The following is a 19855-nucleotide window of genomic DNA, read 5'->3' as shown; positions in this document are numbered from 1 at the left end:
CTCCTCGATGGGTCCGGCTAGACCCGCAGCACCCGTGGACCGAGTGCCGCGAGCCGGTGCGCCTCGGCGGCGCTCAGCCCGGTGTCGGTGATGAACAGCTCGAAGTCGTCGACGTCGGCGAAGTGCGCGAAGCTGCGCACGCCGAACTTCGTGTGGACGCCGACGAAGACACGGCGGCGCGACGCCGCCACCGCGGCACGCTTGACCGCGGCGACCACCGGGTCGGGCGTGGTGAGTCCGCGCTCCTGGCTGACGCCGTTCGCACCGAGCACCGCGACGTCGAGCGTGAACTCCTGCAGCATCCGCAGCGCCCACTCGTCGACCGAGGCCTGGGTGCGGCTGCGCACCCGGCCGCCGAGGATGTAGACGGTGTGCTGGCTGAACTCCGCGACGTGCTGGGCGGCCGACAGCGAGCTCGTGACGACGGCCAGCGGGCGGCTGATCCCGCCGAGCCCGCGCGCCACGAGGTCGGGCGTGAAGCCCTCGTCGATGTAGAGCGACTCGGCGTTGCCCAGCTCCTCGAGCATGGCCTGCGCGATCCGGCGCTTCTCGGGCAGCATCGAGGTCGCGCGGCGCGCGAGCGCGGTCTCGAAGCCGGCACCCTCGACGGGTCGCGCACCGCCGTGGGTGCGGCGCAGCAGCCCGGCGTCGGCGAGCGCCCGCAGGTCCCTGCGGATCGTCTCCGTGCTCGCGCCGAGCGTCGCAGCGAGGTCGGCGACCGTCACCGAGCCCTCGTCACGGGCCTGCGCGAGGATCGCCGCGCGCCGCGCGTCGCCTGCCTGATCGGGCATCGTGCCTCCACTCCGTCGGGGAACCGGCGCCCGTGCCGTCCCCTCCTGTCTAGTGCGGCACCGTGGGGGCGCCAAGTGGGATCGACCCTCACAGCCTGACCGAGTGGTGACCGTTTTCGCAGCCCTCTCGGCCATCCGGTCACACGCAGGGGACGACCGACGAGCAGGGCCGAGATCCCCATGAGGCCGATGAGATCGCCGTCGATTTGCCGTCGAGAGGTCGACGACGACCGGTCCAGCAGGAGCGGTCACGTCGCCAGATGCCCTGCCCGTTCAGGCACGTTGTCATGGCCGGATGTGTGCCCGGTCACACTGCGGGCGGTGGCTCCCAGCCCATCACGGCCTCCGCGCCACGGCTCACCGCGCTGCTCGGCGTGCGGCGCATCAGACCGTTGCGCACGCCCTGCAGCGCCGGTCCGAGGTGCGAGCCGATGAGCGCGGAGGCGCGGGCCGCCCGCGCGATCGCTGCGCACCGCGGCCGCCGCTCGGCGTCGTACCGGGCGAGCGTGTCCGCGAGCCGCGCGCCCGCGGCGACCGGCTCGCCCACGAGACGGCCGACGCAGATGCCGTCCTCGAGCGCCGTGGCGACGCCCTGGCCCATCGTCGGCAGCATCGCGTGCGCGGCGTCGCCGACCGCGACCACACGGCCGACGGCGTAGCGCCGCATGCCGCCCGGCAGGTGCAGCACGTCGTGGCGCAGCACCGCCTCGGGCGGGGTGGCGTCGATGATCTCGCCGATCTCCGGCGCCCAGTCCTGGAAGCGGTCGCGCGCGGCGACGCGCTCGTCGAGGAACCGGGTACCCGCCGGCATCCGGACGTAGCCGTACCAGTAGGTGAGCTCGGGGCCCACGGGCATCGTGCCGACCTCGGCGTGCGGGCCCCAGTACTGGGTGAGCACGGGCACCTCGAGCCGGCGCCGCAGCACCGCCCGCCAGCTCGAGTACCCCGAGTACGCCGGGAGTGGACCGCCCGCCACGGCGGCACGGACCGCGCTGCGCACGCCGTCGGCGGCGACGAGCAGGTGGGCGGACCGGGTCGTGCCGTCCGCGGTCGTGACGAGGGCACGGTCGCCGCCGGGGGCGCCTGGCACGGCCGCGGTGACCGAGGCGCCGGTGACGATCTCGACCTCGAGGCTGCGGGCGTGCGCCAGCAGCACGCCGTGCAGGCGGGCGCGGTGCACGCCGCGCATCGTGACGCCCTCGACGTCGTCGGCGATCGGGAGGATCGGGCGGCCGGTCCGGTCGAACGTCCCACCGGCCCGGGTGGGGACCCCGATCTCCTCGGCCTCGACGTCGACGCCCAGCGCGTGCAGCGCCGCGATCCCGTTGCGGGCGAGCGCGACCCCCGCGCCGACCTCGCCGAGCTCGGCGGCCCGTTCCAGCACCGTCACCCGCCATCCGGCGCGCGCCAGCGCGACCGCCGAGGCGAGGCCCGCGATGCCACCGCCGGCGACGACGGCCTCCAGGTCCGCGCGCATGTCCCCTAGCGTGCCGCCTCGCGGCCCATCAGGCTAGGGCCGTGTCGACGATCGAGGTGGGGCTGACGGCGGTCGGGATCTTCGCGTTCGCGCTCTCCGGCGCGCTGATGGCGGTGCGCAAGCGCATGGACGTCATCGGGATGTTCGTGCTGGGCGCGGCGACGGCCGTCGGCGGCGGGATCACGCGCGACCTGTTGCTCGGTCTGTCACCCGCGGCGCTGCACAACCCGTGGTGGTGGCTGCTGGTCGCGGCGGCGACGACGGTCGTGTTCTTCTTCCACGGCGCCGTCGACCGCCTGCGACGCGCGGTGCTGCTCTCCGACGCGGTCGGCCTCGGGCTGTTCTGCGCGACGTCGTGCACGCTCGCTCTCGAGGCCGGCATCGGCCCGCTGGAGTCGGTGCTCATCGGCACGGTCGGCGGGGTGGCGGGCGGCGCGCTGCGCGACGTCCTGGCGGGCGAGATCCCCGCGGTGCTGCGCAGCGACACCCAGCTCTACGTCGTGCCCGCCGTGCTGGGGTGCGCGCTGCTGGTCGGTGCCTCGGCGCTGGGGCTGCGGGGCGGGCTGCCGGTCGTCGTCGCCGCGACCGCGATCGTGCTCGTGCGGGTGCTCGCGCTGTGGCGCGGCTGGACCGCACCCGCGCCGCGGCACCGCGGCGTACGGTGAGGTGATGGCGGGCATCCGGGGGTTCACGTCCTGGGTGGGCGTCGTGCTCGGCGGCCCGGACCCGGTGGCGCTCGCGCGGTTCTACTCCGCCCTGCTCGGGTGGGAGGTCTCCAGCAGCGACCCCACGTGGGTGACGATGGCGATGCGCGACCCCGACGGCCGCACGACGTCGAGCAACCTCGCCTTCCAGCTGGAGGAGCGGCACGTCCGGCCGGTGTGGCCGGCCGGTCCGGGCGACCAGCAGATGCAGATGCACCTCGACATCGGCGTGCGCGAGCTGGGGCCGGCGGTCGAGGACGCGCTCGCGCTCGGTGCCACGCTCGCCCGGGTGCAGCCGCAGGACGACGTGCGGGTGCTGCTCGACCCCGACGGGCACCCGTTCTGCCTCTACCTCGACCGCTGAGCCGGGGCGGGCCGACCCCCGCTGCCAGGGCGACCGGCTCCAGGCCGACCGGTACCGGCGCAGCGCCGTCGCTCGATGCCCGTGTGAACGCTCACCCGACCGCGACGGCGCATCGAGCGCCCGGTCCCCGCCGGTCGGCCACGGGCAGGGCGTGCGGAGCGCGACCGCGGCGCCTCAGCGGCGCGGCTCCTCGGGGGCACGACGACGCAGGTGGCCGCCGCCGTAGAGCGCCCACAGCACCAGCACGGGCTGGAAGAAGAGCCGCGCGAGCCGCTTGGCGTCGGTGTCGAGGCCGAAGCCGTCCTTCGCCTCGAGGTACTGCGCGACGTTGCCCGGGAAGACCACGACGTAGAACAGCGCGAGCGCGGCACCGATCAGGCGCTTGTGCCGGGGCAGCGCGACGAACGCCGCTCCGAGAGCGATCTCGACGACGCCGGAGGCGAGGACCGTGACGTCCTCGTCGATCGGGAGCCAGCCCGGCACCTGCGCCTGGAACTCCTCCCGCATGACGGTGAGGTGCCCGACCCCCGCGCCGACCATGGCGGCACCGAGGACGAGACGGGCGATCGTGCGCAGGGTCGACATCGCGTCAGCGTAGGCGCCGCGGGACGCGCTCGACGGCCGGGGACCGGGGGTCGGAGCATCCGGTGCGACGCCGTCCGGGCACCGCCGCACGCGGCCCCGCCGACGCTCCCCCGCCGCCCTGCGAGACGGCGCTGCTCGCCACGTGGCGTGGTGTCCACCATGTGGAACGGGAGGGCAGAATAGCGCGGGGCGAGATCGACGGAAGGACCCGGATGAGCCAGCAGGACCGCGTGGAGCAGTGGCAGCTGCGGGCGGCGTTCGCGCGCAGCCTGTCGGACATGTACGGCACCGAGGTGCCCGCGTACACGACGCTGCTGGAGGTCAGCCACGAGGTCAATGCCGACGTCATGGCCGCCGACCCCGACGCGGCGCAGCGGCTCGGCAGCATCGACCGCGTCACGGCGGAGCGGCACGGCGCGATCCGGCTGGGCACGCCCGCCGAGATGCAGCAGGTCGCGCGCGTGTTCGGTGCGATCGGCATGCACCCGGTCGGCTTCTACGACCTGCGCGAGGCCGCCACCTCGGCGGTGCCCGTCGTCTCGACGGCGTTCCGCCCGATCGACGCCGACGAGCTCGCCAAGAACCCGTTCCGCGTCTTCACCTCCGTCATCACGCCCAGCGACCGACGCTTCTTCTCCCCCGACCTGCAGCAGCGGCTCGAGGCGTTCCTCGCCCGGCGCGAGATCTTCCCGCCCGAGCTGCTCGAGCTCGCCGACCACGCCGAGGCCGACCACGGCCTGCCGCGCGAGGACGCCGAGCGGTTCCTCGAGCTGGCGACCGCGGTCTTCGAGCTCTCCGACGAGCCGGTCGACCGCGCCTGGTACGACGAGCTGGAGCAGGTCAGCGCGGTCGCGGCCGACATCGGCGGCGTCTCCTCGACCCACATCAACCACCTGACCCCGCGCGTGCTCGACATCGACGCCCTGTACGAGCGCATGGAGGCACGCGGGATCACGATGATCGACGACATCCAGGGCCCGCCGCGCTGGGAGGGTCCGGACGTGCTGCTGCGGCAGACGTCGTTCCGTGCGCTCGCCGAGCCGCGCACCTTCCGGATGCCCGACGGCACGATCACCTCCGACTCGCTGCGGGTGCGGTTCGGCGAGGTCGAGGCCCGCGGCATCGCGCTGACCCGCGCCGGCCGCGACATCTACGACGCGGCCATCGTCGAGGCCAAGCAGCTCTACGCCGAGCGCGGCGTGACGACCGCCGAGGGCCGGCAGGAGGTGCTGCGCGAGCTGTGGCGCCGCGACTTCCCGACCACCGAGGACGGTCTCGCCGAGCGCGAGCTCGCCTACTTCACCTACGCTCGCGACGACGCCGGCCAGGTCGTCCGCACCCCGATCGTCTACGAGGACTTCCTGCCCGCGAGCGCGGCCGGGATCTTCCAGTCGAACCTCACGTCCGACGGCTCCAAGGACACGACCCAGGAGGCGACCGTGCTCGACGCCGACTGGATGGCAGGCGCGCTCGGCCGCGACCTGCACGACCCGTTCGAGCTCTACGCCGCCCAGCAGCAGGCGTCCCTCGACGCCCTGCGACCCTGAAGGAGAACGCCATGACCCTCACCACCGCGACCGACGTCGCCACCGCCGCGACCGAGGCGCTGGCCCGCCTCGGTGTCTCCCTGCCCGAGGCCGCCGACGGCGCCGCCACCTTCGAGGTCGCCTCGCCGCTGTCCGGCGAGACCGTCGCGACGCTCCCGCTGGCCGGTGCGGCCGAGGTCGACGCCGCCGTCGCCCGCGCGCACGAGGCGTTCCTCGCGTGGCGCACCGTCCCCGCGCCGGTGCGGGGCGCCGTCGTCAAGCGGTGGGGCGAGCTGCTGACCGAGCACAAGGACGACCTGGCGACCTTCGTCACGCTCGAGGCGGGCAAGATCACGTCCGAGGCGCGCGGCGAGATCCAGGAGATGATCGACATCTGCGACTTCGCCGTCGGGCTGTCGCGTCAGCTCTACGGGCGCACGATGCCCTCGGAGCGCCCGGGGCACCGGCTGATGGAGACCTGGCACCCGCTGGGCGTGGTCGGCGTCATCTCGGCGTTCAACTTCCCCGCCGCCGTGTGGGCGTGGAACACCGCGGTCGCGCTCGTGTGCGGCGACACGGTCGTGTGGAAGCCCTCGGAGCTCACGCCGCTGACCGCGCTCGCCAGCGCCGCGCTGCTGGACCGCGCGCTCGCCGAGGCGCAGGCGCCCGCGGGCGTCTCCGCCGTCGTGCTCGGCGCCCGGGAGGCGGGTGAGGCGCTGGTGGCGCACCCGAAGGTGGCGCTGCTCTCGGCGACCGGGTCCGAGCGCATGGGCGCCGAGGTCGGGCCGGTCGTGGCGGCGCGGTTCGGGCGGTCGCTGCTGGAGCTCGGCGGCAACAACGCGGCGATCGTCGCGCCGAGCGCCGACCTGGACCTCGCGGTGCGGGGCATCGTGTTCTCGGCGGTCGGCACCGCCGGGCAGCGCTGCACCTCGCTGCGCCGGCTGATCGTGCACAGCTCGATCGTCGACGACGTCGTGGCGCGGCTGGCCCGCGCCTACCAGAACCTCCCGATCGGGGACCCGCGCGAGCCCGGCACCCTCGTCGGCCCGCTGGTCAACGCCGCCTCGCGCGACCGCATGATGGCTGCGCTGGAGCAGGCGCGCGCCGAGGGCGGCGAGGTCGTCGTCGGCGGCGAACCCGTCGAGGTCGAGGGTGCGCCGGGCGCGGCCTACGTCTCCCCCGCGCTCGTGCGGATGCCCGAGCAGTCCGCGGTCGTGCACCGCGAGACGTTCGCGCCGATCCTGTACGTGATGACCTACGACGACCTCGACGAGGCGATCGCGATGCACAACGCCGTCCCGCAGGGGCTGTCGAGCTCGATCTTCACGCTCGACCAGCGCGAGGCCGAGCGGTTCATGGCCGCCGACGGCTCCGACTGCGGCATCGTCAACGTCAACATCGGCACCTCGGGCGCCGAGATCGGCGGCGCGTTCGGCGGCGAGAAGACGACCGGCGGCGGCCGCGAGTCCGGCTCTGACGCGTGGCGCGCCTACATGCGACGCGCGACGAACACGATCAACTACTCGACCGAGCTGCCGCTCGCGCAGGGCGTCGACTTCGGCTGAGCCGCGCGGTCAGTCGCGCGCCTGGGGCCGGATCACCAGCACCGGGCAGTGCGCGTGCTGCACGCACGTCTGGCTGACGGAGCCGAGCAGCATGCCGCGGAAGCCTCCCAGGCCGCGGCTGCCGACGACGAGCATCGACGCGGTCCGGCTCTCCTCGACGAGCGTCGGGGCGGCCGGGCCGTAGACGAGGTCGGCCTGCAGGTCGACCGGGGGCTCGCCGTCGAACGCGGCGGCGACGCTCTGGTCGAGGATCGCGCGGGCGGTCTCCTCGGGGCCGGTGGTGTCGACCGGGACGTAGCCGGCCAGGACCGGGTCGATGACCCAGGTGGTGACCGCCCGGACGGGGAGGTCGAGCGCGGCACCCAGGCGTGCCGCGGTGCGCAGGGCCTCGAGCGACGTCGGTGAGCCGTCGACGCCGACGAGGATCGGACGGGTCTCGGTGGTGCTCATACCTCATGGTCGCCCGCCGAACGCGACCCGTCGTGGGACGAAGGTCACCGGCCGCCGCAGGCCGGCATCCCCGGGGGCAGCGTGCGCGCCGACAGCCGCCACGGCTCGCTGTCGAGCAGCTCGCCGCCGCCCGCCGCGAGCGCGTCGAGCACGGTCGCGACGTCGGCGCCGGTGATCTCGGCGCAGCCGCCCTCGCTCAGCAGCTCGGGGAGCGACGGCAGCGACCAGTCGAGCTCGTCGGCGCCGATCGTCCCGAACGGGCTGTCGAGCTCGAGCCGGTCGACCGGGAGGTCGCCGGTGAGGCGGACGGCGCCCACCAGCAGGTGCCACAGCTCGGCGGCCGCGTCGCGGTTGCGCTGCTCCTGCGGGCTGATCGACCCCCGCCACTCGTCGGGGTCGTCCGGGTCGAACATGTCGATGCCCGCGACCACCGGCTGGCCGTCGACGCGGTAGGAGATCATGGTGCCGGTCGCGTCGGTCACGGGCATGCCGAACGACGGCGGCTCGGCGAAGAGGTCGTCGGCGCGCTCGAGCGCCGCCGCGAGGGCGCAGCCCGAGAGCGTGCCCGCGACGTAGCTGCCCGGCTGCTCGCCGTGGAACCCGGGCGCGATCATCGACACGTGCGCGGTCGCGAGGTCCTCGGCCGGCAGGGTGGTCGCGACCGCGCCGTCGGCGTAGACCAGCAGCACGCCCGCGCCCACGCCTGGCGTGAGCCGGTCGACGCCCGCGCCGAAGGCCAGCACGATCTCGGCGTCGCCGGGCGCCCCGGCCGAGGTGGCGCCGTCGCGGCACGCGGCGTCGATCCCGTCCGGCGCGTCGCCGCAGGCGGTGAGCACCGCCGTGGCGAGCACCACCGCCAGCGTCCCGAGCACCGACCGGCTGTCGCGTCGTCCCATGCACCGACTCTGTCGTGAGGAGGGCGGTCGGCGCAGGCCGCGGCAGGGCAGACCTCCCCACCCCGGGCGGCGGGTGCCCGGCCTCTCGTTAGCCTGGGGACCATGGCCGGTACCCACGTCGCTGCCCGCTGGGAGGACTCGTTCCACCGCCGGCTCACCCCCTACCTCAAGTCGCGCGGCTGGCGGCCGCGCACCATCCCCTACATCGGCTACGGCAGCGAGTCGTTCCTGCGGGTGCTCGGCCGGGTCGTGATGGGCCGCCGCATCGAGGCGGAGTCGCACGTCGACAACGCCGCCACCGCCGAGGAGCTCGCGGAGGCGGTGTTCACGCAGCGTGGCTGGCGCTCCTACATCACCGCCCCGGTCGGCTACATCCCCGTGACCGTGCGGATCGGCGACGCCGAGTACCGCACCCGCACCGACCGCTCGGGCTACATCGACCTCGAGATCCGCGACCACGGGCTGCCGCCGGGCTGGCACGACATCACGATCGCCACGCGTGCCGCGCGCCCGGAGACCGCACGCGTGCAGGTGGTCGGCGACGACGTCCGGCTCGGCCTGGTGAGCGACCTCGACGACACCGTCATGGTGACGTCGGTGCCGCGGCCGTTCATCGCGATCTGGAACACCTTCGTGCGGCACGGCAGCGCCCGCCGCGTGGTGCCGGGGATGGCGGCGATGTACGACGAGGTCACAGCTCGCGAGCCGGGCGCGCCCACGTTCTACCTGTCCACCGGCGCCTGGAACATCATGCCGACGCTGGTGCAGGTGCTGCGCGCCGGCGGCTACCCGGCCGGCGCGATGCTCATGACGGACTGGGGGCCGACGAACACCGGCTGGTTCCGCTCGGGGCAGGAGCACAAGCGCTCGGCGCTGCGCCGGCTGCGCAAGGAGTTCCCGAACATCCGGTGGGTGCTCGTCGGCGACGACGGCCAGCACGACCCGATGATCTACCGCGAGTTCGCGACCGAGCACCCCGAGAACGTCGCGGCGATCGCGATCCGGCTGCTGACGCCCGGCGAGCAGGTGCTCGCGCACGGCACCCCGGTCGCGACCATCGACACGATGTGGACCCCGATGACCAAGGGCGTGCCGGAGGTCTCCGGCGCCGACGGCACCGAGCTCGCCCCCCGGCTGCGGCGGGTGCTCGACGGCCGCCAGGCGCCGCCGTCGGAGGCCTGAGCCGCTACTCCTGCAGGCCGATGACCTCGAAGGTCACGGCCGGTCGACCCCCGAACGACGGCGCGGCCTGCTCGGTGAAGGAGCGCAGCATCTCCGCGGGGTCCGGGTGCCAGTCGAGCGCGGCGAGGTAGCTCTCGTGCGCCCGCAGCGACGCGATCCCGGCCTCGAGGGTGTCGGTGACGTCGACGGCGTGGCTGGGCTCGGTCGAGCCGCCCAGCGCGGTGAACCGGACCCCGTCCCACTTCTCGAGCGGCTCGCCGTCGGGCCCGGTCAGGTCGGTGAACACCCAGCGGTTCGCGGCGTCGCGCACGCCGTCGAGCACCGCGTAGCCGACGATGCGGTGGTCGGCCATGTTGTACATGCCGCCGGGGAAGAAGTCGCGCGGCGAGCCGGTGAGCACGACGTCGGGGCGGTGCCGCCGCACGGCTGCGGCGATGTCGCGACGCAGCCTCATGACGTCATGGATGACGCCGTCGGGGTGGTCGAGGTACTCGAGCGTCTCGACCCCGACGGCGTCGCACGCGGCGCGCTGCTCGGCCGCACGGACGCGGACGGTCTCCTCGGGCGGCATCGTGTCGATGCCCGCCTCGCCGCGCGTGACGAGCAGGTAGGAGACGGTCTTGCCCTGCGCCGTCCAGCGGGCGACGGCGGCGGACATCCCGTACTCCATGTCGTCGGGGTGCGCGACGATCGCGAGCGCGGAGTCCCAGTCCTCGGGCAGCGGGGCGAGCTGCGGTGCGTCCATGCCCCCAGTCTGCCGGGCGCCCCCGTCGCGCGGGACCCCCTGCCCCGAACCGCTGCGACGCTCACCCGCGTGGCAGAGTGGATTCCATGAGCGATGAACCGATCCAGAACGCGATCCCGTCCGTCACCCTGCGCCCCGGCGTCGAGATCCCGCTGCTCGGCCTGGGCACCTGGCAGGCCTCCGACGACGAGGCCTACCAGGCGGTGCGCGCGGCGCTGGAGATCGGCTACCGGCACATCGACACCGCCCGCGCCTACGGCAACGAGGAGGCCGTCGGCCGCGCGATCGCCGACTCCGGCCTGCCGCGCGAGGAGGTCTTCGTGACCACCAAGCTGCCGCCGGACGAGGCCGACGACGCGCCGCGCATCATCGACGAGTCGCTGGCGCGGCTGGGCCTCGACCACGTCGACCTGTGGCTGGTGCACTGGCCGCCGAACAAGCAGGCCCGCCCGGACGTGTGGGAGCACGTCGTCGCCGCCCAGCAGGCCGGCAAGGCCCGCGCGATCGGCGTCAGCAACTACTCGATCGAGCAGATCGACGAGCTGACCGCCGCCACCGGCGTGACGCCGTCGATCAACCAGATCCCGTGGAGCCCGGCCGACTTCGACGCCGACCTGGTGGCCGCGCACCGCGAGCGCGACGTCGTCCTCGAGGGCTACAGCCCGTTCAAGCGGACGAACCTCGACGACCCGGTGCTCGCCGAGATCGCCGAGGCCCACGGCGTCACGCCGACGCAGGTCGTGCTGCGCTGGCACCTCGACACCGGCGTGGTGGCGATCCCGAAGTCGGTCAACCGCGACCGCATCGCGTCGAACTTCGACGTCGCCGGTTTCCGGCTGACCGAGGAGGAGATCACGCGGGTCTCGGGCCTCGAGGGCTGACGCACGTCGACCCGCCTCCCGCCACCTCCGGGTGGTGGGGGCGCGGGTCGTGTCGTCGGCGCGCAGCCCGGCGCGTTCTGGGTCAGGAGACCGTCGTGCCGAAGAGCAGCCCGAGCCCGTAGGTGGCGGCCGAGGCGCCCCAGCCGATCGCGAGCTGCCGCAGCGCCCGACCCAGCGGCGGCGCCCCCGAGAGCACCCCGACGATCGCACCAGTGACCATGAGCGCGACCCCGACCAGGCCCGCGGCGGTGAGCACCGCCGTCAGGCCGGTCAGGCCCAGCAGGTAGGGCAGCACCGGGATCACGGCGCCTGAGGCGAAGAAGCAGAAGCTGGAGATCGCCGCGCCCCAGGCGGACCCGATCTCCTCGTGGTCGGGCGCCTCGTGCAGCTCGGGCTCGGCGCCACGGTGGGCCGCCGCGAGCCGTTCCTCGGCGCGCCGCGCCGCCTCGTCCGCGGGCATGCCGCGGGCGCGGTAGACCAGCGCGAGCTCGTTGGCGTCGACGTCGAGGGCCGCCAGCGCGTCGTGCGTCTCGGGGCTCGGCGTCGAGGCGGCGAGCAGCTCGCGCTGCGAGCGCACCGAGACGTACTCGCCCGCGCCCATCGACAGCGCGCCCGCGAGCAGGCCCGCGAGACCCGTCAGCAGGATCGTCTCGCGGCTCGTGCCGGCCGCACCGATGCCGAGCACCAGCGCGAGGTTGGAGACCAGGCCGTCGTTCATGCCGAAGACGGCGGCCCGGAACGTCCCGGAGATCCGCGCCCGTCCCCGCTGCGCGAGCGAGCGCACCACCTCGGAGTGGATCTGCTCGTCGGCTGCCATCGCCGCGGTCGCGTCGGCGTCGGTCGCATACGCCGAGCGGGACTCGGCGCGCTGCGCGAGCGCGAGCACGAACACCGAGCCGAACCGGCCGGCGAGCCACGTGAGGGCACGCGAGCGAAGCGACGGCCGCAGCGGCAGCCCGATGCGCGGGCCCAGGAGCGTCTCCCAGTGCTCGGCGTGGCGCCGCTCGGCCTCCGCCAGCTCGTGCAGGATCTCCCGCTCCTCGCCGTGACGGCGCTCGGCGAGCTCGCGGTAGACCGCCGCCTCGGCCCGTTCCTCCGCCAGGTAGCGCCGCCAGCGTCGGATGTCGCTGCGGGTCGGGGCGGTCACGGTGCCTAGTCTGGCATGCGCGCGCGGCTCGGACGACGCACGACCAGCGTGCGGGAGGGCGGCGCCCGGTGCGCCGGCGCGGAGGAAGATGGGCCGTGATGCAGGTGCTCACGTGGTTCGACGGCGTCCTCGCCGCGGTCGGCGAGGTGTGGGCGTTCCGCGTCCCCGCGGCGCTCACCGGGCCGCCGTCGCGGGCGCTGCCGGTGGCCGCGGGCGTGGCGCTGCTCGCCGGTCTCGCGGTCATGGTCGGCCACGCGGTCGTGTTCGCGATCAACCGGGTCACCGGTCTGCGGATGGTCGTGGGGATGGCGATCGGCGCCGTCTACATGGCGCTGCTGCGCGTGCTCACGGCCGCGACGATCGCGGGCCTGGCGTGGCTGGTCACGCGCGGCCGGGTCGACGTCGCAGCGGTCGGCGTGACGTACCTGTTCGCGCTCGCGCCGCTGCTGCTGAGCTTCCTCGTGTTCGTGCCGCACTTCGGGCTGCTGGTGGGGCGGGTCCTCGAGGGCTGGACCGTGCTGTGCCTCGTGGTGCTGCTGTCGCCCGTGCTGGGCATCGGGTGGTGGCAGGCCCTGGCGCTGGGCGGCGGCACCTGGCTGCTCAGTCAGGTGCTGTCGCGCGCCCTGGTGCGGCCGCTCGCCGCGGTCGGCTCGCGCGTGTGGACCTTCGCGACCGGTCGCGAGGTGTTCCTCACCGCGCAGGACGTGCTCACCGGTGCGCCGTTCGTGCCGCTGGGTCGGTCGGAGGCGCCGGCGTGATCCCGACGCTGCTCACGGGTGCGCTCGTGCTGGTGCTGGTGTTCGCGCTGCTGGCGCCGCTGGAGTCGCTGCGCTGGTGGTCGCGCAGGCGCGACGCGGCGGTGCTGGACGCCCTGGCCCGCCCCGACGCGCGGTCCACCGCGCCGGCCCGCACGCCGGCGCCGCGGGCCTACCTCGTCTACCTCTCCGGGATCGGGGCGGTCGACGGCGTCACCGACTCCCGGCGGGAGCGGGCGGTGCTGGCGGAGATCGCCGAGCGGGTGCCCGACGTCGCGGTGACGGCGGACGTGTTCCCCTACGCCGTCGAGAACCGCGGGCTGACGCAGCGCGCGACGACGTGGTTCTGGGGTCGGCTGCAGCGATGGCAACGGGTCCCGGTGGCGAGCCTGGCGTCGAACCTCATCAACCTGCGCAACGCGCTGCGGGTGCTGGTCTCCGCCGACCCGCGCTACGGGCCGACGTACAACCTCGCCGTCGCGCACGAGATCGCGGAGTCGCTCACCCGGCGCGGCTACGACTGGGAGCGGCGGCCGCCGGTCGTCGTCGTCGGCTACAGCGGCGGCGGCCAGATCGCGCTCGGGTCGGCGTGGTACCTGGCGGGTCTGGGGGCACCCGTGTCGGTGGTCTCGATCGGCGGCGTGCTCAGCGACGACCCGGCGCTGGACCGGGTGCAGCACCTGTGGCACCTGTACGGGGCGCGCGACCGCATGCAGCTGCTCGGCCCGCTGCTGTTCCCCGGCCGCTGGCCCACCTCGCGGTTCTCGGCGTGGCAGCAGGCGGTGCACGCGGGCCGGGTGACGACCCGGCGCATCGGCCCGATGCGGCACATGGGCGGCCGCGACTACTTCGACCGCCACCACACCGACGCCGACGGCACCAGCTACCGCCGCCTCACCGTCGACGCGATCGTCGAGGTGCTCGGCACCGTCGGGGCGACGCGCGCAGCGGGCTGAGCGGGCCGCCGCCGCACGCTAGCGACGCAGGCGGTAGACCTCCGCGGCCGTCTCCCCTCGAAGCCGGCGCGCCTGCTCCTCGGGGAGGGCGTCGACGGCGGCCAGCAGGGTGGAGAGCGTCACGTCGGTACCGCTGAAGGCGGTGCAGACCGGCCAGTCGCTGCCGATCATCAGCCGCTCGGCCCCGAACACCTCCAGGGCGGTGTCGAGCACGGCCCGCATCGCGTCGGCGCCGACCGGCTGCTCCGGCGTCGAGCGCCGGTAGATGCCGGAGAGCTTGGCGACGACGTTGGGCAGCGCCGCCTCCGCGAGCAGGTCCTGCCAGCGGCGGTGGTCGTCGTCGCTGCCGCCGACCGGTGGGGTGCCGAGATGGTCGAGGACGAACGTCGCGCCGTCGTGCTCGCGCGCCAGCCGGGCGAGGTTCTCCAGGTGCCGCGGCAGCACCGCGAGGACGTCGATCGGCACGCCGGCCCGCTCCAGCGTCTCGATGCTGCGCCGCTGGTCGACGCCCAGCAGCCAGTCGGGGTCGGGCCGGTCGTGCGTGAGGTTGCGGACGCCGACGAACCGCGGGTCCTCCAGCAGCCGGGGCAGCTCCGCGGCCACGACGTCGGGCGCCTCGAGAGGCAGGTAGACGACCGCCCCCGCGACCCGCGGCTCCACCGCCGCCAGTTCGAGCAGGTAGGCCGTCTCGGCGAGCGTCTCGTCCGCCTGCACGAGCACCGCGCGCTCGACGCCGTGACGGCCGACGGCGTCCAGCGCCGCCGTGAGCGGGTGATCGGCACGCAACCGGTCGGGGGCGTCGTCCAGCCACGCGTACCGGGAGCGCGAGCGGTCCCAGGTGTGGAGGTGGGCGTCGATCATGGCGGGCCTCCGGTCGGCTGGGCTGGTAGGCGCCACGCTAGCGAGCCACCCTCGGCATGGGATCGATGCCAGTCGTTGCGTGCACGACACGACACGACGCGGGTCACGGAGCGATCACGATTCCGTGAGCACGGCGCGAGTCCTTGTGAGCCGGGTCACTGTCCGGTACCGTCCCGATGTGGGATGGTTCCCACACACCGCGGCTAGGCCCCGGCAGGCAACGAGCGCCGCCGGGGACGGCTCCCCGAAGGGACATGCAATGAAGCACGCAAGGAAGACGTTCCTCGCCACGGTCGCGAGCGCGGGCGTCCTCGCCGTCGCGGCCTGCGGCGGCGGGGGCGGCGGCAACGGCGGGAACGGCGGCGACCCGGGCGGCGAGGGCGAGGGCCCCGAGTTCTCGACCGAGATCTCCGGCGAGATCTCGCTGTGGGGCTTCGAGAACGCCGACGAGGTGGCGCAGTCCCGTATCGACCTCGCGGAGGCCGAGGTCGGCGAGTCCGGCGTCACGTTCGAGATCGACGCCTCGGCGTTCGACGCCCAGAAGTTCACGACCCTCGCGGCCAGCGGCAACCTGCCCGACATGGTGCTGATGGACCGCCAGTTCGTCGCGACCTACGCGGCGCAGGACCTGATCCTGCCGCTCGACGGCTGCTTCGACGCCCACGGTGTCGACCCGAACAGCTACTGGTACCCGCAGGTCGTCGACGACGTCAGCTACGACGGCAGCGTCTGGGCGGTCCCGCAGTTCTACCAGCCGCCGGCGATCATCCTGAACATGCGGGTGCTGGACGAGAACGGCATCGCGCCGGAGGAGCTGGACACCTCCGACCAGGACGCCGTGATCGCGGCGGCCGAGGCCATGACGGTGCTCGAGGGCGGCAACCCCACGCGCATCGGCTTCGATCCGCAGGGCGTCTCGAAGGCGGCGCTGTGGATGCTGAGCTTCGGCGGCGGCATCATCGACGACGAGGGCCGGCCGATGCTCGACGACCCGGCCAACGTCGAGGCGGTCGAGTTCCTCCAGCGGCTCTACGACGCGCAGGGCGGCTACGCCAACGTCAAGAGCTTCGTCGACAGCTTCGACGTGTTCGGCGACAACAACTCCTACGTCGCCGACCAGGTCGGCGCCGCGGTCTTCGACCAGTGGTACGTCAACGTGCTCACGCCCTACGCGGAGCAGGTCGAGATCGGCGGCCTGCCGCTGATGTCGCAGGACGGCGAGCCGATCACGGCGGCGAGCGGCTCCTCGCTCGTCATCCCCGCGACGTCGGACAACCCGTCCGCGGCGTGCGCCTACCTGCTCTCCCTCACCTCGCTCGAGGCCTGGGAGGCCGCCGGCGCCGCCCGCGCGGAGACCACCGCGAACGACCCAGGCCGCTTCGGCATCAACGCCGGTCTGTTCACCGGGTCGCCCGAGGCCGACCAGTCGATCCGCGAGCAGTACGTGCTCGACACCGACTTCGACGGCTTCGACCAGACGATCTCGACCTACTACGAGGTGGCCGCCAGTGGTCAGTCGTTCGGCTCCTCTCCCGCCGGTCAGCAGATCCAGACCGAGGTCCAGAACGCGGTGACGGCCGCGCTGCTCGGGGAGCAGACGGCGGAGGAGGCGCTCGCCGCGGCTCAGGAGGCCGCGATGCGCGCCTACGAGCAGTTCGGGGGTGGCCAGGGCTGAGACGGTGACGCGCGGCCAGCACAGGGAGTGAAGGCTCCCGCACAGCGGGGGCCGTGGAGCCGGGATGGCTTCACACGAGGGCGGGCACCGGCAGGGGTGCCCGCCCTCCTCCGTGCCCGGAGGTCGGCGTGGCGACACGGGCGACGTCGCGACCGACGACAGGTCCGGAGGACCCGGACAGCCGGCGGCAGAGCCGGGACAGCCGGCAGGGCAGGCAGGGCAGGCAGGGCACAGTAGGAGCATGCGGATCCTGCAGCTCACCGATACCCACGTCGGCGGCCAGGGCGGCGGGGGCGACCCGGCGCTGGCCGCGCTGGACCGGCTGCTGTCCGACCTGGCGGATGTCGAGGACCTCGACCTGGTGCTGGTCACCGGCGACGTCGCCGACGACCCCGCAGGCTTCCCCCTCGTCCGGGAGCGGGTGGGCGACTTCGCCGCTGCGCGCGGTCTGCCGCAGGTCTACCTGCCCGGCAACGGCGACGACCCGGGCGCCTTCCGTGACCACCTGGGCTCCGGCCACCTGGACCCGAGCGGCGCCGACACCGCACCGCGGACGGGACCGAGAGGCGCCGCCGTCGCGTGGCACGACGGCGTCCGGCTCGTCACGCTGGACAGCACCGTGCCCGGGCAGATGCACGGCCTGCTCGGCGACGCCACGCTGGCATGGCTGCGCGAGCTGCTGAGCACGCCCGCACCGGCCGGCACCGTCCTCGCCATGCACCACCCGCCGCTGGCGGTGCCCGACTCGGCGTTCCTCACCGACGTCGCGCTGCGCGACGCGAGCGCACTCGCCGACGCGATCGAGGGCACCGACGTCCGGGCGGTCCTCACCGGGCACTTCCACCTGCAGGCGGCCGGGCAGTGCGGGGGCGTGCCGGTCTGGGTGTCGCCCGCGGTGGAGTCCCGGGTCGACCTCGCGGCGCCGCGCGGGACGCTCCGCTTCCTGGAGGACCCCGGCGCGAGCGTCGTCACGCTGCCCGCCGTCGGGCCGCCGACCTTCCACACCCTGCACGCGCGCGGCGACAGCCGCGAGCTGCGCAGCGCCGTCGTCGGCTGACCGGACCGGCCGCTCAGCCCTTGCGGCCCTGCGTGGCGATGCCCTCGATGAAGTACCGCTGCCCGAACGCGAACAGCACGAGCATCGGCAGCGTCACCAGCAGCGCGGCCACCATGACGTACTGGTAGTCGCCGTGGCCACCGGCCGTCGGGCTGTACTTCACCATCGCCGACGCGATCCCCAGCGGCACCGTGTACTGCTCGGGCGAGCCGGCGTTGAGGTAGATGAGCGCCGCCTGCAGGTTGTTCCAGCTCGCCTGGAATTCGAACAGGAAGATGATGATGAACGACGGGATCGACAGCGGCAGCGCGATCCTCCAGAACATGCCCCAGTAGCTGAGCCCGTCCATGCGCGCGGCCTCGAACGTCTCGCGCGGCAGCCCGAGGAAGAACTGCCGCTGCATGAAGATGTAGAACGCGCTGCCGAAGAGGTTGGCGCCCCACAGCGGTACGTGCGTGCCGATGAAGCCCAGGTTGTTCCAGATCAGGTACTGCGGCACCAGGGTGACCGCCCCGGGCAGCATCATCGTGGCCAGCACGAGCCCGAAGAGCAGCCCGCGGAACGGGAACCGGAAGTACGCGAACCCGAACGCCACGAGCGAGCTGGAGAGCGTCACGAGCGACGCCGCCAGCACCGCGATGAGGACCGAGTTGCCGATCCAGCTCAGCAGCGGCAGCTCGTCGAAGACCCGGACGTAGTTCTCCGGCTGCCACGTCAGCGGGATGAGGCGGTTGTCGAACACCTGGCCGCGCGGCTTGAAGCTGGCCGCGAGGAGCCACATGAACGGGTACATGAACATGAACGTGAGGACGATCAGCACCACCCAGCGCACGGCCTGACCGATCGCGCCGCGGGCACCGAGGGGTTCCTCGGCCGCGGCTCCGCCACGACGGCGTGGCGCTCTCGGCGGCGTCGCCTCCTCCTCGGTGATCTGCCCGACGGCGGCCGGCAGGACCTCCTTGGTCGTCATGTCAGCGCTCGCTCTCGTAGTAGACGAACCGGCTGCTGAGCCGCACCTGGACGAGCGAGATGACCATGATGATGAGGAAGATCAGCCAGGCCATGGCGGAGGCGAAGCCGAAGTTGAACTGCCGGAACGCCTGCTGGAACAGGTAGACGCCGTAGAACAGCGACGCGTCCGGTGCCGCCATCGCGGTGTCGCGGTAGAAGAGCAGGTACGCCTGGTCGAACACCTGCAGCGCCGCGATCGTCAGCACGATGAAGCTGAAGAACAGCGCGCCGGAGATCATCGGGACGGTGATCCAGAAGAACTGCCGCGCCTTGCCGGCGCCGTCGAGCTCGGCCACCTCGTAGAGCTCGCGCGGCACGTTCTTGAGGGCGGCGAGGAAGATCACCATGGTGCCGCTGACGGCCCACAGCGTCATCAGCACGATCGAGGGCTTGATCCAGGAGGGGTCGAGCAGCCACTGCGGCCCCTGGATCCCGAAGAACGCGAGCGCCTTGTTGATCGCGCCCTGGTTGCCGTTGAGCAGCAGCAGGAACACCGAGGCGGTCGCGACCGCGGGGGTCATCTTCGGCAGGTAGAAGATCGTGCGGAAGACGCCCGCACCCCAGCGCACGCTGTTGAGCAGCAGCGCGAGCGAGAGCGCCACGACCATCTCCAGCGGCACCGCGAGCACGGCGTAGAACAGCGTGTTCCCCAGGGCCATCATCACCTTGGGGTCGTCGAAGAGCAGCTGGTAGTTCGCGAGCCCCGCCGGCCGCGCGGTGTTGGTGGCGAGGTTGTAGTAGGTGAACGAGATGTAGAGGCTGTAGACCATCGCGCCGAGCGTGAAGACGCAGAAGCCGACCAGCCACGGCGAGATGAAGGCCAGCCCCGCGAGCGCCTCGCGACGGTTGTACTTGCGCTGCTTGATCGGCGGCCGCTCGGTCGTCGCGCCGGTGGCCGGGGCCGCGGTCATCGCCGCCCAGCCTCACTGGTCAGTCGCGTCATCAGCCGCCTCCCGAGACACCGTCGTCACGATGTGGTAACGATGCCACATCGTCTCGGAGCATAGGCCCGCCCTCGGTGGCGCGCAAGGGATCACCGAGGGGTGCGCGCCCGCGTGGCGGCGCGACCAGCGAGCGCCACGACCGCCCCGTGCGGCGCCGTCGCGGCCGCGCGGCGACGACGCTGCTCAGGTCCGCACAGCGACCTGGTGGCGCCCGTACGCGGGACGGGCAGCGCGGCGTCAGCGCCGGCGCTCGGCCAGCCGGGCGGCCGGCGGGCGGTCGGGG

The 19855-nt window shown here is 73.6% G+C and carries 20 protein-coding genes; 10 read left to right on the top strand and 10 right to left on the bottom strand.

Annotated features, from left to right (window positions below):
• Positions 1 to 17: 17 nt before the first annotated feature.
• On the bottom strand, positions 18 to 791 hold the full coding sequence (locus GPA02_RS17400; protein ID WP_156201711.1) for a DeoR/GlpR family DNA-binding transcription regulator: 774 nt from the start codon (positions 789 to 791) through the stop codon (positions 18 to 20).
• A gap of 307 nt (positions 792 to 1098) precedes the next feature.
• The gene (locus GPA02_RS17395) at positions 1099 to 2268 is read right to left on the bottom strand and encodes an FAD-dependent oxidoreductase (RefSeq protein ID WP_156201710.1); all 1170 of its coding nucleotides are present in this window, start codon (positions 2266 to 2268) and stop codon (positions 1099 to 1101) included.
• A gap of 41 nt (positions 2269 to 2309) precedes the next feature.
• Between GPA02_RS17395 and GPA02_RS17390 the strand changes: the two genes are divergently transcribed.
• Together GPA02_RS17390 and GPA02_RS17385 are read left to right on the top strand one after the other, a co-directional pair.
• Positions 2310 to 2933 (top strand): trimeric intracellular cation channel family protein, encoded by a 624-nt coding sequence (locus GPA02_RS17390; protein ID WP_240134123.1) that lies wholly within the window; start codon positions 2310 to 2312, stop codon positions 2931 to 2933.
• 4 nt (positions 2934 to 2937) lie between these two features.
• The gene (locus GPA02_RS17385) at positions 2938 to 3336 is read left to right on the top strand and encodes a VOC family protein (protein ID WP_156201709.1); all 399 of its coding nucleotides are present in this window, start codon (positions 2938 to 2940) and stop codon (positions 3334 to 3336) included.
• 174 nt (positions 3337 to 3510) lie between these two features.
• On the opposite strand, the gene GPA02_RS17380 is transcribed toward GPA02_RS17385, so the two are convergent.
• Positions 3511 to 3921 carry a DoxX family protein gene (locus tag GPA02_RS17380; protein WP_170296862.1) on the bottom strand — a complete coding sequence of 137 codons (411 nt, stop codon included), beginning with the start codon at positions 3919 to 3921 and terminating at the stop codon, positions 3511 to 3513.
• Between the two features lie 212 nt (positions 3922 to 4133).
• Between GPA02_RS17380 and hglS the strand changes: the two genes are divergently transcribed.
• Both hglS and amaB read left to right on the top strand, forming a co-directional pair.
• Complete coding sequence (gene hglS, locus GPA02_RS17375) at positions 4134 to 5468, top strand: 2-oxoadipate dioxygenase/decarboxylase (protein WP_156201708.1); 1335 nt, start codon at positions 4134 to 4136, stop codon at positions 5466 to 5468.
• Positions 5469 to 5479: 11 nt separating this feature from the next.
• A complete protein-coding gene (amaB, locus tag GPA02_RS17370) occupies positions 5480 to 7012 on the top strand; it encodes an L-piperidine-6-carboxylate dehydrogenase (RefSeq protein WP_156201707.1) in 1533 nt (510 codons plus the stop codon).
• Between the two features lie 9 nt (positions 7013 to 7021).
• Here amaB and GPA02_RS17365 read toward each other — a convergent pair whose 3' ends face one another.
• Both GPA02_RS17365 and GPA02_RS17360 read right to left on the bottom strand, forming a co-directional pair.
• Entirely contained in the window at positions 7022 to 7462 is a 441-nt protein-coding gene (locus GPA02_RS17365) for a universal stress protein (protein WP_156201706.1), read from the bottom strand.
• A gap of 44 nt (positions 7463 to 7506) precedes the next feature.
• The gene (locus tag GPA02_RS17360; protein ID WP_156201705.1) at positions 7507 to 8358 is read right to left on the bottom strand and encodes a hypothetical protein; all 852 of its coding nucleotides are present in this window, start codon (positions 8356 to 8358) and stop codon (positions 7507 to 7509) included.
• Between the two features lie 102 nt (positions 8359 to 8460).
• Between GPA02_RS17360 and GPA02_RS17355 the strand changes: the two genes are divergently transcribed.
• Positions 8461 to 9540: an App1 family protein gene (locus tag GPA02_RS17355; protein WP_156201704.1), complete on the top strand. Its 1080-nt coding sequence runs from the start codon at positions 8461 to 8463 to the stop codon at positions 9538 to 9540.
• Positions 9541 to 9544: 4 nt separating this feature from the next.
• Here the strand turns inward: GPA02_RS17355 and GPA02_RS17350 are convergent, their stop codons facing one another.
• A complete protein-coding gene (locus tag GPA02_RS17350; RefSeq protein ID WP_156201703.1) occupies positions 9545 to 10285 on the bottom strand; it encodes a PIG-L deacetylase family protein in 741 nt (246 codons plus the stop codon).
• A gap of 86 nt (positions 10286 to 10371) precedes the next feature.
• Between GPA02_RS17350 and GPA02_RS17345 the strand changes: the two genes are divergently transcribed.
• Positions 10372 to 11166, top strand: a complete 795-nt coding sequence (locus GPA02_RS17345) for an aldo/keto reductase (protein ID WP_193567885.1) — start codon at positions 10372 to 10374, stop codon at positions 11164 to 11166.
• 82 nt (positions 11167 to 11248) lie between these two features.
• On the opposite strand, the gene GPA02_RS17340 is transcribed toward GPA02_RS17345, so the two are convergent.
• A complete protein-coding gene (locus tag GPA02_RS17340) occupies positions 11249 to 12313 on the bottom strand; it encodes a VIT1/CCC1 transporter family protein (protein WP_156201702.1) in 1065 nt (354 codons plus the stop codon).
• 95 nt (positions 12314 to 12408) lie between these two features.
• Here GPA02_RS17340 and GPA02_RS17335 point away from each other — a divergent pair, with 95 nt between their 5' ends.
• Positions 12409 to 13071, top strand: coding sequence for a hypothetical protein (locus GPA02_RS17335; RefSeq protein ID WP_156201701.1), 663 nt, complete (start codon positions 12409 to 12411; stop codon positions 13069 to 13071).
• Positions 13068 to 14024 (top strand): hypothetical protein, encoded by a 957-nt coding sequence (locus GPA02_RS17330; protein WP_156201700.1) that lies wholly within the window; start codon positions 13068 to 13070, stop codon positions 14022 to 14024. The genes GPA02_RS17335 and GPA02_RS17330 overlap by 4 nt, the downstream gene beginning before the upstream one ends.
• An 18-nt stretch (positions 14025 to 14042) precedes the next feature.
• Here GPA02_RS17330 and GPA02_RS17325 read toward each other — a convergent pair whose 3' ends face one another.
• Entirely contained in the window at positions 14043 to 14885 is an 843-nt protein-coding gene (locus tag GPA02_RS17325; protein WP_156201699.1) for an amidohydrolase family protein, read from the bottom strand.
• A 259-nt stretch (positions 14886 to 15144) separates the two neighbouring features.
• Here GPA02_RS17325 and GPA02_RS17320 point away from each other — a divergent pair, with 259 nt between their 5' ends.
• Entirely contained in the window at positions 15145 to 16560 is a 1416-nt protein-coding gene (locus GPA02_RS17320; RefSeq protein WP_156201698.1) for an ABC transporter substrate-binding protein, read from the top strand.
• Positions 16561 to 16801: 241 nt separating this feature from the next.
• Positions 16802 to 17617: a metallophosphoesterase family protein gene (locus tag GPA02_RS17315; protein WP_162457810.1), complete on the top strand. Its 816-nt coding sequence runs from the start codon at positions 16802 to 16804 to the stop codon at positions 17615 to 17617.
• A gap of 13 nt (positions 17618 to 17630) precedes the next feature.
• Here the strand turns inward: GPA02_RS17315 and GPA02_RS17310 are convergent, their stop codons facing one another.
• The gene (locus GPA02_RS17310) at positions 17631 to 18587 is read right to left on the bottom strand and encodes a carbohydrate ABC transporter permease (RefSeq protein ID WP_156201696.1); all 957 of its coding nucleotides are present in this window, start codon (positions 18585 to 18587) and stop codon (positions 17631 to 17633) included.
• A 1-nt stretch (position 18588) separates the two neighbouring features.
• The gene (locus tag GPA02_RS17305; protein WP_156201695.1) at positions 18589 to 19539 is read right to left on the bottom strand and encodes a carbohydrate ABC transporter permease; all 951 of its coding nucleotides are present in this window, start codon (positions 19537 to 19539) and stop codon (positions 18589 to 18591) included.
• Positions 19540 to 19855: the final 316 nt, after the last annotated feature.

This window comes from Actinotalea caeni (assembly GCF_009733795.1).
Classification (GTDB): Bacteria; Actinomycetota; Actinomycetes; order Actinomycetales; family Beutenbergiaceae; genus Pseudactinotalea; species Pseudactinotalea caeni.
The sequence above is the reverse complement of the archived record's forward strand: the minus strand, read 5'-3'. Positions and strand labels throughout refer to the sequence as shown.